The organism is Nocardia nova (assembly GCF_002933465.1).
GTDB classification, from domain to species: Bacteria; Actinomycetota; Actinomycetes; order Mycobacteriales; family Mycobacteriaceae; genus Nocardia; species Nocardia nova_B.
Window position 1 is genome coordinate 174,755 of record NZ_PSZE01000001.1, and the last position, 12,880, is coordinate 187,634.

The 12,880-nt window shown below is 67.3% G+C and carries 13 protein-coding genes; 6 read left to right on the top strand and 7 right to left on the bottom strand.

Features of this window, described 5'->3' with window-relative positions; all coding sequences use genetic code 11:
- Window positions 1-3: 3 nt before the first annotated feature.
- Both C5E41_RS00650 and C5E41_RS33595 read right to left on the bottom strand, forming a co-directional pair.
- On the bottom strand, window positions 4-507 hold the full coding sequence (locus tag C5E41_RS00650) for a GGDEF domain-containing protein (RefSeq protein WP_181063032.1): 504 nt from the start codon (window positions 505-507) through the stop codon (window positions 4-6).
- 197 nt (window positions 508-704) lie between these two features.
- Window positions 705-878 carry a hypothetical protein gene (locus C5E41_RS33595; RefSeq protein ID WP_181063034.1) on the bottom strand — a complete coding sequence of 58 codons (174 nt, stop codon included), beginning with the start codon at window positions 876-878 and terminating at the stop codon, window positions 705-707.
- 133 nt (window positions 879-1,011) lie between these two features.
- Between C5E41_RS33595 and sigJ the strand changes: the two genes are divergently transcribed.
- Both sigJ and C5E41_RS00660 read left to right on the top strand, forming a co-directional pair.
- Window positions 1,012-1,899: an RNA polymerase sigma factor SigJ gene (gene sigJ / locus C5E41_RS00655; protein WP_104373898.1), complete on the top strand. Its 888-nt coding sequence runs from the start codon at window positions 1,012-1,014 to the stop codon at window positions 1,897-1,899.
- 149 nt (window positions 1,900-2,048) lie between these two features.
- Window positions 2,049-3,275, top strand: coding sequence for a cytochrome P450 family protein (locus C5E41_RS00660; RefSeq protein ID WP_104374161.1), 1,227 nt, complete (start codon window positions 2,049-2,051; stop codon window positions 3,273-3,275).
- A gap of 15 nt (window positions 3,276-3,290) precedes the next feature.
- On the opposite strand, the gene C5E41_RS00665 is transcribed toward C5E41_RS00660, so the two are convergent.
- From C5E41_RS00665 to C5E41_RS00685, 5 genes are all read right to left on the bottom strand, one after another.
- A complete protein-coding gene (locus tag C5E41_RS00665) occupies window positions 3,291-4,520 on the bottom strand; it encodes a fatty acid desaturase family protein (RefSeq protein ID WP_104373899.1) in 1,230 nt (409 codons plus the stop codon).
- A 198-nt stretch (window positions 4,521-4,718) separates the two neighbouring features.
- Window positions 4,719-5,207, bottom strand: a complete 489-nt coding sequence (locus tag C5E41_RS00670; protein ID WP_104373900.1) for a MarR family winged helix-turn-helix transcriptional regulator — start codon at window positions 5,205-5,207, stop codon at window positions 4,719-4,721.
- 112 nt (window positions 5,208-5,319) lie between these two features.
- On the bottom strand, window positions 5,320-5,592 hold the full coding sequence (locus C5E41_RS00675) for a hypothetical protein (RefSeq protein WP_146097432.1): 273 nt from the start codon (window positions 5,590-5,592) through the stop codon (window positions 5,320-5,322).
- A gap of 143 nt (window positions 5,593-5,735) precedes the next feature.
- Window positions 5,736-6,215, bottom strand: coding sequence for a C40 family peptidase (locus C5E41_RS00680; RefSeq protein WP_439956345.1), 480 nt, complete (start codon window positions 6,213-6,215; stop codon window positions 5,736-5,738).
- A gap of 289 nt (window positions 6,216-6,504) precedes the next feature.
- Window positions 6,505-7,941 (bottom strand): amino acid permease, encoded by a 1,437-nt coding sequence (locus C5E41_RS00685; protein WP_104373903.1) that lies wholly within the window; start codon window positions 7,939-7,941, stop codon window positions 6,505-6,507.
- Between the two features lie 152 nt (window positions 7,942-8,093).
- Between C5E41_RS00685 and C5E41_RS00690 the strand changes: the two genes are divergently transcribed.
- From C5E41_RS00690 to C5E41_RS00705, 4 genes are all read left to right on the top strand, one after another.
- Window positions 8,094-9,311: a cytochrome P450 gene (locus tag C5E41_RS00690; RefSeq protein ID WP_104373904.1), complete on the top strand. Its 1,218-nt coding sequence runs from the start codon at window positions 8,094-8,096 to the stop codon at window positions 9,309-9,311.
- Window positions 9,308-9,874: a TetR/AcrR family transcriptional regulator gene (locus C5E41_RS00695; RefSeq protein ID WP_030513310.1), complete on the top strand. Its 567-nt coding sequence runs from the start codon at window positions 9,308-9,310 to the stop codon at window positions 9,872-9,874. Before C5E41_RS00690 ends, C5E41_RS00695 begins: the two co-directional genes overlap by 4 nt.
- A 179-nt stretch (window positions 9,875-10,053) precedes the next feature.
- Complete coding sequence (locus C5E41_RS00700; protein ID WP_104373905.1) at window positions 10,054-11,853, top strand: acyl-CoA dehydrogenase; 1,800 nt, start codon at window positions 10,054-10,056, stop codon at window positions 11,851-11,853.
- 71 nt (window positions 11,854-11,924) lie between these two features.
- A complete protein-coding gene (locus C5E41_RS00705; RefSeq protein ID WP_258080643.1) occupies window positions 11,925-12,701 on the top strand; it encodes an RluA family pseudouridine synthase in 777 nt (258 codons plus the stop codon).
- Window positions 12,702-12,880: the final 179 nt, after the last annotated feature.

Consider the following 12,880-nt stretch of genomic DNA (forward strand, 5'->3'; position numbering starts at 1 on the left):
CGCCTATTCCGTTGCGCGGTCGTGGTCGTCGCGGTGCAGCACCCAGGTTACTCGGCCGGCAGCTTTGGCGCGGTACAGGCCGACGTCGGCATCGTTCAACAGTTTCTCGGCGTTCGCGCCGGCAACCGGTGCGACGACAGCGCCGATGCTGCCCGACAGCACCAGCAGGTCGGTGGGACCGACCGGAATCGGGTCACTCAGGGTCGCGAGCATGGGCTCCGCGGTGGCATGGGCCTTGCCGTCGTCGCAGGGTGGTGCCAGCAAGGCGACGAACTCGTCTCCTCCGATGCGAGCCGGCGTCACCGCCGACGAGGTCAGGGTCGCGTCGAGCCGGCGACCGACCTCGGCCAGCACACTGTCGCCCGCGCGGTGGCCGTAACGGTCGTTGATCAGCTTGAACTCGTCGAGGTCGAGAAAACACAAACCGATGTGGTTGGCGGGACCGGCCGTCGCGACGATGGCCTCCAGTTGTTCGAGCAGGCAATGACGATTGGGCAGCCTTGTCAACGTGTTAGCGAATGGGGAAGGTCGTCGGTGCCGGGCCCGCGGGTCCCGGCAATGAAGGAAGGTCCTCGCGGTTTCCGCGCACGGGCCGACCGCCGTAACACGGTGGCGTGGTCGGTGGCCGAAGCCCTCGATGGCACTCACCGACGCCGCCGCTCGGACCGTGCGAGATCGCGAGCCGAGGGTCACCGGGCGACCGTTCACGCCGGTTGTGTTGAAAAACGCAGCGCAGCAATCATTTTCGAGAGCAATTCGCTAAGATCCTGACGGGCTGTGGCATACGGCGCAGACACGAGCGGTTGACCGAACTGGCCGGTGCCGCGTGCACCGCCGGCGCGCGCGGCCCAATTGAAGGCGCTCGGAAATCCGGCCATGCACCTGGCGGTGACCGCGCGGACGCGCAGCCGGCGCCGCTGAGGCCGGGGTTACGTTCGTACCGGCCTCACATTTCGGCGTGCTGTTTCGTCCAACAGTGGAAGGACCTGTACCGAGCGAGGGAGCGAGACCATGACCGATCCGGAAGCGAGCGCGGTGGTGAGTGAGCGGCGGGCGCTGCTCAACCTCGCCTACCGGCTGCTCGGCTCCCTCGCGGAGGCCGAGGACGTGGTGCAGGAGACCTATGCGCGCTGGTACGCCCTGGCCCCGGAGCAGCAGCAGGCCGTCGAGGCGCCCGGTGGCTGGTTGCGGACCGTGGCCAGCCGCATCTGCCTCGATCTGCTCGGTTCGGCGCGGGCTCGGCGCGAGCGCTACGTCGGTGAATGGCTTCCGGAGCCGGTCCCGGACCGCAGCGAATGGGGCGCGCCCGCACCGGCCGATCCGGCCGACCGGGTGACGCTCGACGAATCGATCAGTATGGCGTTCCTCGTCGTGCTCGATTCCATGACGCCGGCCGAGCGGGTGGCCTTCGTCCTGCACGATGTCTTCCGGTATTCCTTCGCCGAGATCGCCGATATCGTCGGCCGCACTCCCGCGGCCTGCCGCCAGCTGGCCTCCTCCGCACGCCGTCGTGTCCAGACCTCCGCACGTCCGTCTCGGGACCAGCGTGCCGAGGTCGTCCGAGACTTCAAACGCGCGTGGGAGACGAAGGATATCGAGGCACTGATCGAGATCCTGGATCCGCGGGCCGTCGCGACCGCCGACAGCGGCGGCCGGGTGGTCGCCTTCCGTCATCCGATCACCGGTGGTGAGCAGATCGCTCGCGCATGGATCGAAATCGCTTCCCGCGCCACGGAAGTCACACTTCTCGAGCGCACCGTCAACGGCCAGCCCGGCCTGGTGGCGCAGATCGACGGCACCATCGCGACCGTCTACGCCTTCGATATCGCCGACGGCCGGATCACCCGGATCTGGGCGATCCGCAATCCGGAGAAGCTGCGGGAGTGGACGGATGCCTGACCGATGAAAGCGGTTCGGGCGGAACGGTTTCTACGCGAATCGGGCATCTGCGGCTCGGCCTGATTTTCGGTACGTTGGATATGGTCACCGTTACGACCGGTCCGACACCGCGGGGAGCGCTGATCGGCGCCGGTAGCAGGGAGCACAGTATGGCCGAGGCCGAGGTTTCCGAGCAGATCGAATTGGTGGAAGAGGACTTCCACGACGATCCGCACAAGTACTACGAGCGCTGGCGGGCCCGCGGACCGGTACACAAGGTGCGGTTCACGCACGAGCGCGGGATTCCGTGCTGGGTTGTCGTCGGCCATGCGGAAGCGCGAGCGGCACTGGCCGATCCGCGCTTGCACAAGAACTCGGCCGGCACTATCGAATTGTTCCGGCGCAAAGGCTCCGCGGTGCTGTCGAATTCGGATGCGCGGGCGTTGAGCACCCATATGCTCAATACCGATCCGCCGGAACACACGCGACTGCGGAAGCTGGTGAACAAGGCCTTCACGCCGCGGCGGGTGGCGGCCTTGCGCCCTCGCATCGAGGAGATCACCGCCGCACTGCTCGACGAGGTGGCGGCGCAGGATGAGGTCGAGCTGCTTTCCGCGTTCGCGACCCCGCTACCCGTCACCGTGATCTGCGAACTGCTCGGCGTTCCCTTCACCGATCGCGACGATTTCCAACTGTGGACGAAGATCCTGGTGGGGGCCGCCGGAGATCTGGCGGACCATGACCGCGCATCCGCCGATATGGGCAGATATCTGACGGCGCTGCTGGCGGACAAACGCGTTCGGCCCGGCGACGACCTGCTGTCGGGACTGGCCACCGAACAGGACGAAGGCGACCGCCTCACCGATCCGGAATTGGTGGCGATGGCTTTCCTGCTGCTGGTGGCCGGTCACGAAACGACGGTGAACCTGATCGGCAACGGCACCTTCGCACTGCTGCGCAGCCGGACCCAATTCGATGCGCTGCGGGCGGACCCGGACGGCATTCCCGCCGCCGTGGAAGAGTTTCTGCGACTCGACGGCCCGGTCGGCTGGGCCACGGTCCGGTACACCGAGGACCCCGTTGACATCGGCGGAACCGTCATTCCCGCAGGCGAATTGGTCTATGTCGCCCTCTCGGCGGCCGATCGCGATCCCGAGCGATACCATTCACCCGACGAACTCGATATCGGCCGGAAACCGTCCGGACATGTGGCTTTCGGCCACGGAATCCATTTCTGCGTCGGCGCTCCGCTGGCCCGGATGGAGGCCGCCGTCGCCTTCACCGCTCTGCTGGATCGCTTCCCCAAGCTGGCACTGGCGCCGTCGTTCACCCCGCGGTGGCAGCCGAGCCTGCTCATGCGGGGACTCACCGAACTGCCGGTGCGCCCGCACGGATGAGCTGAACCCGCTGGGTCATCCGGTCGGCAGCGCGGTCTTCGCCGCCACCACACGCAGCGCGGTGCGCAACCCCCGGCGCGAACGAGAAGGTGTGCCCTCGGCGGCCGCGAACGGGCGGTATCCGAGAAACTTTCGCTCCGACGCCGTTTCGGGGGCGTCGTCGGAGGTCGCGGTGAGAAAGCGATCCGGCAGCGCCAATTTGTGGATCGTCCGGAGGGTGAGCGCATACTGTCGCAGCAGTGGACCCGTGGTATACGGCAGATCGAATTCTTCGCACAGGGCACGCACACGGGTGGCGATGTCCCGGTACCGGTTGCTGGGCAGGTCGGGGAACAGGTGATGTTCGATCTGGTAGCACAGATTGCCGCTCATGAAGGCCTGAACCCGCCCGGCATCGAAGTTCGCGGTGCCCAGCATCTGGCGCAGATACCATTCCGCCTTGGTTTCCGACTCCAGCACCGACGGAGTGAATTTCTCCGCGCCGTCGGGAAAATGGCCGCAGAAAATCACCAGGTACGCCCACAGGTTGCGCAGCACGTTGGCGCCGAGATTGGCGAAAAGCGTGCGCCGCCACCGCTTTCCGCTCAATGCCGGAAACAGCACATAATCCTTGCCGGCCTGCCGGACCAGTTTTCCGAGCAACGCCCGGGTCTGGCCGGCCCGCTCGGCGGTATCGGTCACCCGGTCGTGGACGGAGTCCAGGTCGTGCCAGGCGATACCCCATTCGAAGGTCGCCGCCAGCAGCACATTCTGCACCGGTTGCAGCAGCAGGCGCGGCCGCCAGCGCTGGTCCCTGGTCACCCGCATCACGCCGAAGCCGATATCGTCGTCCATTCCCAGCACGTTGGTGTAGAGGTGATGACGGACGTTGTGTGCGTAGCGCCACTGCGCGGACAGCCCGGCCATATCCCACTCCCAGGTGTTGGAGTGAATTTCCGGGTCGTTCATCCAATCCCATTGACCGTGGGAGACGTTGTGTCCGATCTCCATATTCTCGACGCTCTTGGCCGTCGCCAGGCCCACCGCACCGAGCACCCAGGCGAGGCGGCCGCGACCGGCGAGGATGATCACTCGGGCGGCGGCGTCGAGGGTGCGCTGAAAGACGATCGTCCGGCGAATGTAGTTCGCGTCGCGAGTACCCAGGTCGGCCTCGACATCGGCGCGAATCCGGTCGAGCTCACGACCCAGCGCCTCGATATCGGCGGGACTGAGATGTGCGTACGCGCCGATCTCGGTAATTGCCATAACCCACATCCTCGGGTTGGTGTGTGGTGGCGCGAACGCCCACCGACGAGGACATATGCGGAGACCCGCCGATCACCCGAGCCTACCCGTACTCGATGAACGGTCCGCGACACGCCCGAGGCGGCGTGCGGACGATTGACGACTACCGCCGTCTCGTCGGGCGTCGACCGTGCCGTGGACGTCGGCGAAGGCGGCCGATCAGGTGCCGAGCTCGGCGGCGGAGTCCGCGCCTGCGGTCCCGGTCTGCCGGAGGAAGTCCGCGATCACCTCCAGCTCCGTCTCCGAGTACCGCTCGAGCACCTCGTCCATGCGCCGGTTCATGCCCGAGAACACCTGGAAAAGTTCGGAATTGCGTTCGCGGACGGCGCGCAGGGTGACTGCGCGCCGGTCGCTCGCCTCGGGGTCACGTTCCCGGACGATCCAACCGCCCTTCTGCAACCGGTCCAGGACACCGGTGAGGGTGGCCGGGTGCAGGCCGGTGAGCCGGGCCAGCGCGGTCGGCGAGACGGGGCCCCGCCGGTTGATCAGGTCCAGGCAGGTCCAGTCCACGTCGCGAAGTTCGACCCGGCCACCGAACCGCCGATTCAGCAGTGCGAGCTGAATGTTCAAGTCGCGCAACGCATCCTTGACGTCGACGGCCAACCGGCGCCGTTGCTGCGCGGCCGCGCGATCCGCCTCCGAGCTCATCGGCACCCTCCGGTCGATTCATACGGTTTTCATATGATATCCCGACGCGGACAGCCCCGGCAGATCAGTGCGGTTCGACCCGGGCGATCGGAACGATCGGCCGAGCGAACGCTCAGCCGATCGTCTTCCGGATCCATTCTTCCGCAGCGACTTTCGCCTCCGCGACCGATCGCGCGCTGACCTCGCGCAACATCCGGCCGTCGGCGGTTTCGATACGCCAGGCGCAGGTGGTCCGCGTGGTCGGCTTCACCAGCCCGCGCGCATCGCCGAACGCCTTGACCAGCCACCAGCGGGTGTCGTCACCGGCCAACTCCCAGCCATCGACCGCATCCGAGGGGCGCACCGGCCCGAACGGCTCGTCGGCATTCGCCCGAGTCTCGGCCACCGGCCCCCTCCTCCGCGATTCACGTTGCAATCCAATGCTGTCGATCTCGACACCGATCTCGATGCACATTGTCGCGCAACATAACCTCGCGGCGGATTCGAACCCCTGGATCGGCGAGCCGCGTGGCGCACCCGCCGGCGCCGTCAGAAGCGGCGGGCGCCGGTGACCGGCATCTGCGCGATCGCCGATCGGATGACACCCTCACCGCTCGTCGCGGCGTGCACGACCGTGCCGTCGCCGGCATAGAGGGCGGAGTGTCCACCCCCGTAGAACGACACCAAATCGCCCGGTTGCAGCGCATCCAGGTCGACCGGCGTGCCGGCGGACAGCTGGTCGTAGCTCGTCCGCGGCAGGTCCACCCCGACCTGCCGGTACGCCCACTGCACCAGACCCGAGCAGTCGAAGGCATCGGGCCCGGCGGCACCCGAGCGGTAGGTCGAGCCGATCTTGGACTCGGCGGCCTCGAGCGCCCGCTCACCGACCGATTTCATGGGCTCCGGCGGGGCCGGATGGATTTCCGGGAAGATCCCGGGAATTGTGAGCTGCGGCGGCAGTGGAATTCCCGGTACGACCGGGGCGGGTAATGGCGAGTCGGCGTGTGCCGGGCCGGCGGTCGCCACCATCGTGTCCGCCGCGCCGAACAGAACGACCAGCGTCGCCGCGGTCGACCAGGCCCTACGACCCGGAAAGCGGGTACATCGACCCGCCTCGGTTCCTGCCATGATGCGTTCCTCCGAATCTCGTAGCGAGAGCAGATTTCCGAAACACCACGGTGATCAGTCGATCGTTGGATCCGGGGAGCCATGATTCGCCACGGTCGGGGAGAAACCAAATACCGAACGCGCCAATTCGAATAACAAAACGATAAATTCGCGAAATACCTCAGATATCGCTGGTATCTCGATACAATCCCTACAACCGGCCGGCCGGCGTCTCGGAGGTATCCGGGCCGGTCGCCAGCAGGGAATGGCGGCGGCTGTAGGTCAGGTAGACGATCGCGCCGACGGCGAACCAGACGGCGAAGCGCAACCACGTCACCGGTTGCAGATAGGTGATCAGCCAGATCGAGAAGCCGATGCCGAGCAGGGGCACCACCGGCATCCCCGGCGTGCGGAAGCCGCGCGGCAGATCCGGACGGCGATAGCGCAACACGATCACCGCCGCACAGACCACGATGAAGGCCAGCAGGATGCCGATATTGGTCAGCTCGGCGGCCTGGCCGATCGGCAGCAGCCCCGCGATCACCGCCGACGCGACACCGACGATCCAGGTGATCCGCGTGGGCACCTGACGTACCGGGTGGGTTTTGGCAAACCACTTGGGCAGCAAGCCGTCCCGGCTCATCGAATACCAGACGCGGGTGACGCCGAGCATGAAGGTGAACAGCACCGTCATGATGCCGACGATGGCCCCGGCCGCGATCAGACTGCCCAGCCCGGGCAGGCCGACGGATTCGAAGGCGGTGGACAGCCCGCTCTCCGGATCGATGTCGGTGTAGTGCTGCATTCCGGTCAGGACCAGGCAGACCAGCACATAGAGCACCATCGACACCGCCAGCGACAACAGAATCGCCTTGGGCAGGTGGCGTTTCGCGTCCACCGACTCCTCGGCCGCGGTCGACATCGCGTCGTAGCCGAAGACCGCGAAGAAGACGGTCGCCGCCCCGGTGACCGCGCCGGACATGCCGAACGGGAAGTACGGGTGGTAGTTGGCGGAATCGATGTGGAAGAACCCGACCGTGATCACCACCACGACGACCACGATCTTCAGGCCCACCACGAAGGTTTCGAATCGCGCCGCGGCCCGGATACCCAGGTTCAGCAGAGCGGCGATGAGCAGGCACAGCATCGCGGCGAACAGATTCACCACATGGCCGTGCCCGGTTCCCGGCGCACCCAGCATCCACTCGGGGAGCTCGATATCCCACTGCCCCAACAGGAATTGGATGTAGCCGGAGATGCCGATCGCCACCACCGAGACGATCGCGGTGTATTCGAGCAGCAGATCCCAGCCGATGAACCAGCCCACCGGTTCGCCGAGTACGGCGTAGCCGTAGGTGTAGGCCGAACCGGCGCGCGGAATGAGTCCCGCGAATTCGGCGTAGGACAGCGCGGCGGCGGCGCTCGCGACGCCCGCGATCAGGAAGGAGACGAGGACGGCCGGGCCGGCGGTCTGATTCGCGACCGCACCGGCCAGCGTGAAGATGCCCGCGCCGATGATGCCGCCCACCCCGATGGCGGTCAGCTGCCACAGGCCCAGCGTCCGGTGCAGGGTGGTGGCGGATTCGTCCTGGATCTGGTCGATCGGCTTGCGCCGGAAGAACTCTCGCAGAGCGGGACCGGTTCGCATGGGCGCTCCTTGTCCGACGGGCGGCGCTGGTCAGCCCACAGTACCGATCTCACCGGCGGGTCGCCCGGTATCGGTCCGGGTGCGCGAGCGGCGGACCGCCACCGATGAAACAGGTTCTAGACATACTCGGCTATTTGTCTTACCGTCGATACATGAGCACGACGATGTCTCACGAGGCACGCTTCACCTTGCGTTCCGGCGACTCCTGGCGCGACCCCTGGCCGATGTACGCCGCCTTGCGCGAATCCGATCCGGTGCACCACGTCGTCCCCGAGAACCGCCCGCACGAGGACTACTACGTCCTTTCGCGCTACGCCGACATCTACGCGGCGGTGCGCGATCCCGAGACGTTCTCCTCGGCTCAGGGTCTGACGGTCGACTACAACAATCTCAGCGAGATCGGGCTCGGCGAGAACCGGCCGTTCGTCTTCACCGATCCGCCCGACCACACCGTCTTCCGGCGCCGCGTGGCCAAGGGGTTCACCCCGCGGCAGGTCCAGGAGATCCGGCCCGCGGTCGAGGCGTTCGTGATCGAGCGGCTGGAGAAGCTGCGCGCGGCCGGTGGCGGTGACATCTCGGTGGAGTTGTTCAAACCGCTGCCGACCATGGTGGTGGCGCATTATCTCGGGGTGCCGGAAGAGGACCGGGCACAGTTCGATCGCTGGAGCGAGGCGATCGTGGCGGCCTCGGCGACCGGCGGCATCGAGCATGCGCAGGAGGCGGTCGGTGAGCTGACCCAGTACTTCATCGCGATGATCGAGAAGCGCAAACTCGAACCGGCGGACGACACCGTCTCCCATCTGGTGGCCTCGGGACTCGGCGCCGGCGGCGACTTCGGCGAAATCCTGCAGATCATCGGTTTCGCGTTCACGATGATCACCGGCGGCAACGACACCACCACCGGAAATCTCGGCGGCGCGGTGCAATTGCTGACCGGCTACCCCGAGCAGCGGCAGCGCCTGCTCGACGATCCGAGCCTGATCCCGGGCGCGGTCGACGAATTCCTGCGCATGACCTCGCCGGTGCAGGGTCTGGCCCGCACCACCACCCGCGATGTCGAGATCGAGGGCGTCACCATTCCGGCGGGACGGCGGGTGCTGATGCTGTACGCGTCGGCCAACCGGGACGAGCGCGAATATGGTTCGGACGCAAGCGAACTCGATGTGACACGGAATCCGAAGAGCATCCTCACCTTCGGCAACGGCAACCACCACTGCCTCGGCGCGGCCGCCGCCCGCATGCAGGCCACCATCGCGCTGCGGGAACTGCTGGCCCGGTGCCCGGACTTCTCCGTGGATCCGGACGGCGTCCGGTACACCGAGGGCAATTACGTGCGCTGGCCGGTCAACGTCCCCTTCGTCCCGGCATGAGCGACTGGCTGGCGCATCCGCGCTCGCTACAGGCGGCCGAGCGGATCCTGGACGCCGCCGCGAGCCTGTTCTCCGAACGCGGCGTGAACGCGACCCAGATGGGCGATATCGCCAAGGCCGCCGGCTGCTCGCGGGCGACGCTGTACCGGTACTTCGACAGCCGGCAGGCGGTGCAACTGGCGTACGTGCATCGCGAGGCACGGCGGGTGGGCGCCCGCGTCACCGCCGAGATCGGGACGATCGCCGACCCCGGCGAACGCGCCGTCGCCGGAGTGCTGGCCAGTCTCCGCGCGGTGCGTTCGGACCCGCTGCTGATCGCCTGGTTCCGGCCCGACGACGCCGGAGCGACCCTGCAGATCGCCCAGACCTCCGAGGTGATCGAGGCCATCGCCCGCTCGCTGTTCACCGCGGAAACATCCTCGGCACACGATGATTGGGCGCGGCTGGCCCGCTGGCTGACCCGCATCATCGTCTCGCTGCTCACGGTGCCCGGCCGGGACGAGGCCGAGGAGCGCGACATGCTGGAGCGCTTCATCGCTCCCCTCGTCGCCCGAGCCGGCTGAGCACACCTCCCGGCGCACACCTCCCGGCGCACACCTCCCGGCGCACACTGTTCCGGCGCACACTGTTCCGGCGCGCACCCACCGGCCCGACGGCGCCGGACCTGCCACGCCGGAGCCGTCACGGCGACGGCACGCCCGCACACCTTGCGCGCGCGGGGGTTGCCCAGCAGGCTTGGGTTATGGATTCGCTCATCATGTCCGCTCGCGACCTCGATTTTCTGCTCTACGAGTGGCTCGACGTGACCGGGCTGACCGAGCGCGAGCGCTATCGGGAACACAGCCGCGAGACCTTCGATCAGGTGCTCGCGCTGAGCCGGGAACTGGCCGAGAAGTACTTCGCCCCGCACAACCGCGAGGGCGATCTGCACGAGCCGACCTTCGACGGCGAAAAGGTGCACATCATCCCGGAGGTGGCGACGGCGCTGTCGGCCTTCGCGGAGGCGGGGTTCGTCGGTGCCGCGATGGACGAGCGAGTGGGCGGTATGCAATTGCCGCATACGGTCTTCACCGCGTGCATGGCGTGGTTCTACGCCGCCAATGTGGCGACCGCCAGCTACGCGCTGCTGACCATCGGCAACGCCAACCTGCTCGCCGCGCACGCGGATTCCGAACAGCTCGACCGCTTCGTGCGGCCGATGCTGACCGGGCGCTACTTCGGCACGATGGCGCTGTCGGAACCACAGGCGGGTTCCTCGCTGGCCGATATCACCACCAAGGCCGTCCCGCAGGACGACGGCACGTACCGGCTGTTCGGCCGCAAGATGTGGATCTCCGGCGGTGACCACGACCTGTCGGAGAACATCGTGCATCTGGTCCTGGCGCGCATTCCCGGATCGGATGCCGGAACCCGCGGCATCTCGCTGTTCATCGTGCCGAAATACCTTCCCGCCGAGGATGGTTCGCTCGGTGAGCGCAACGATGTGGTGCTGGCCGGGATCAACCACAAGATGGGCTGGCGCGGCACGGTGAACACGGCGCCGGTCTTCGGCGACGGGGCGTTCACACCCGGCGGCGCACCGGGTGCGGTCGGCTACCTGGTGGGTGCGCCGAATCGCGGCCTGACCTATATGTTCCACATGATGAACGAGGCGCGCCTCGGCGTCGGCCTGGCCGCTACCGCGCTGGGGTACACCGGCTTCCTCAAGGCCCTCGACTATGCCCGCAACCGGCCGCAGGGCCGCCCGGTGACGGTGAAGGGCGATGCGAGCGCGCAGGTCCCGATCGCGCAGCATCCGGATGTTCGCCGGATGTTGCTGGCGCAGAAGGCCTATGCCGAAGGCGCCCTCGGCCTGCAGTTGTACTGCGGCACCCTGATCGACCGGCAGCGCAGCGCCGTGGACGCCGATGAGGCGCAGCGCGTCGCCCTGTTGCTGCGAGTACTGACCCCGATCGCCAAGAGTTGGCCGAGCCAGTGGTGCCTGGCCGCCAACGATCTCGCCATCCAGGTGCACGGCGGCGCCGGATACACCCGCGACTACGACGTCGAACAGCATTACCGCGACAACCGCCTCAATCCGATTCACGAAGGGACACATGGGATTCAGAGTCTGGACCTGCTCGGCCGGGCGGTGGTCGCGGACGGCGGCGCGGCCCTGACCCTGCTGCTCGACACCATGGGCGAAACGGTCGATCGGGCTCGCGCGACCGGCGACGGCGAACTCGGCGACTTCGCCGATGCGCTGGCCGCGGCCGCCGGACGCATCGCGACCACCACCGCCACGGTGTGGCGCGACGCCGATCCGGAAGCGGCACTGGCCAATTCGTCCGCCTACCTGGAGGCGTTCGGACATGTGGTGCTGGCCTGGATCTGGCTGGAGCAGGCGGTGGCCGCCGCGCGCGGATCCGAGGACTTCCACCGCGGTAAGCGGGTCGCGGCACGGTACTTCTTCCACTGGGAATTGCCCCGTACCGCACCGCTTTTCGATCTGCTCGACGCGATGGATCGCACCACGACCGACCTCGACGACGCCTGGCTCTAGCACACCGGGCCGGGCGGCGCCCACCCCTCCTGGCGATATTCGGCCATCGAACCGCCGACTAATCTGGCCCGGTGGAAACGCACCCGGTGGAGATGGGCTGGCAGCAGCTGGCGCAGCAGTGCCTCGTCGACGAGGACGAGGCGATCATCGCACTGAACAAGCCGGCCGGAATCGCCGTGACCGGGGAACGCCACGACACCGATCTGGTCGAGCTGGCCGCGGCCGCGGGGATCACCCTCTACCCGGTGCACCGCATCGACAAGGTCACCTCGGGCCTGGTGCTGTTCGCGAAGGATCTGGCCGCGCACGGTGGTTTGACCAGGCAGTTCACCAAGCGCACGGCCGACAAACGGTATCTGGTCGTCACCGCTGCCACCGATCTGCCCGATACCGGCGTCATCGACCTGCCGTTGAGTGTCGGGCGCAAGAACCGGGTGCGGATCGCGGCACCGCGCGACACCATCCGGCGGGAGGGGCATCTGTGGACGGTCGCCGAGAGCGATCTCCTGGCCGGTAAGAACTATCCATCTCGGACCGAGTTCACCACCGTGGCGCGGACCGATCGGCACACGGTGCTGCTGGCCCGGCCGATCACCGGGCGGCGGCATCAGATCCGGGTTCATCTGGCCTGGATCGGCTATCCGATCGCGGGCGATCCGCTGTTCGACAAATCGGGTGAGTACGCGCGCACCCATCTGCACTCGCTGTCGTTGCGGGTGGAGGCGCCGTGGCGTGCGGGTTCCGAACTCGCGTTGACCGCCGTACCGGGTCCGGACTTCTTCACGACGGGTTCGAGTCCGATCATCGACAATCCGGCCGCCCTGCTCGAGCGGGTCGCTGCGGAATAGCGGCTCGCCGCCCCGCACTCTACCCATAGCCGTCCGCTATAAAAGGTGGCATCCGTCACGGAGACGGCGCGCTGAGGACCTTCTACTCTGGACACGTGCCGTATCGGCACGCACGCGGCCGAAGCGATCACACCCGGGGGCCGATTCCACACGGGCTCGCACAGGTCGTTCCCGGCGAC

Coding starts and splice junctions, on each gene's coding strand:
- C5E41_RS00690 (WP_104373904.1), top strand. CDS start 8,094: ATGAGCACGACGATGTCTCACGAGGCACGCTTCACCTTGCGTTCCGGC.
- C5E41_RS00695 (WP_030513310.1), top strand. CDS start 9,308: ATGAGCGACTGGCTGGCGCATCCGCGCTCGCTACAGGCGGCCGAGCGG.
- C5E41_RS00680 (WP_439956345.1), bottom strand. CDS start 6,215: ATGGTGGCGACCGCCGGCCCGGCACACGCCGACTCGCCATTACCCGCC.
- C5E41_RS00670 (WP_104373900.1), bottom strand. CDS start 5,207: ATGAGCTCGGAGGCGGATCGCGCGGCCGCGCAGCAACGGCGCCGGTTG.
- C5E41_RS33595 (WP_181063034.1), bottom strand. CDS start 878: ATGGCCGGATTTCCGAGCGCCTTCAATTGGGCCGCGCGCGCCGGCGGT.
- C5E41_RS00685 (WP_104373903.1), bottom strand. CDS start 7,941: ATGCGAACCGGTCCCGCTCTGCGAGAGTTCTTCCGGCGCAAGCCGATC.
- C5E41_RS00660 (WP_104374161.1), top strand. CDS start 2,049: ATGGCCGAGGCCGAGGTTTCCGAGCAGATCGAATTGGTGGAAGAGGAC.
- C5E41_RS00665 (WP_104373899.1), bottom strand. CDS start 4,520: ATGGCAATTACCGAGATCGGCGCGTACGCACATCTCAGTCCCGCCGAT.
- sigJ (WP_104373898.1), top strand. CDS start 1,012: ATGACCGATCCGGAAGCGAGCGCGGTGGTGAGTGAGCGGCGGGCGCTG.
- C5E41_RS00700 (WP_104373905.1), top strand. CDS start 10,054: ATGGATTCGCTCATCATGTCCGCTCGCGACCTCGATTTTCTGCTCTAC.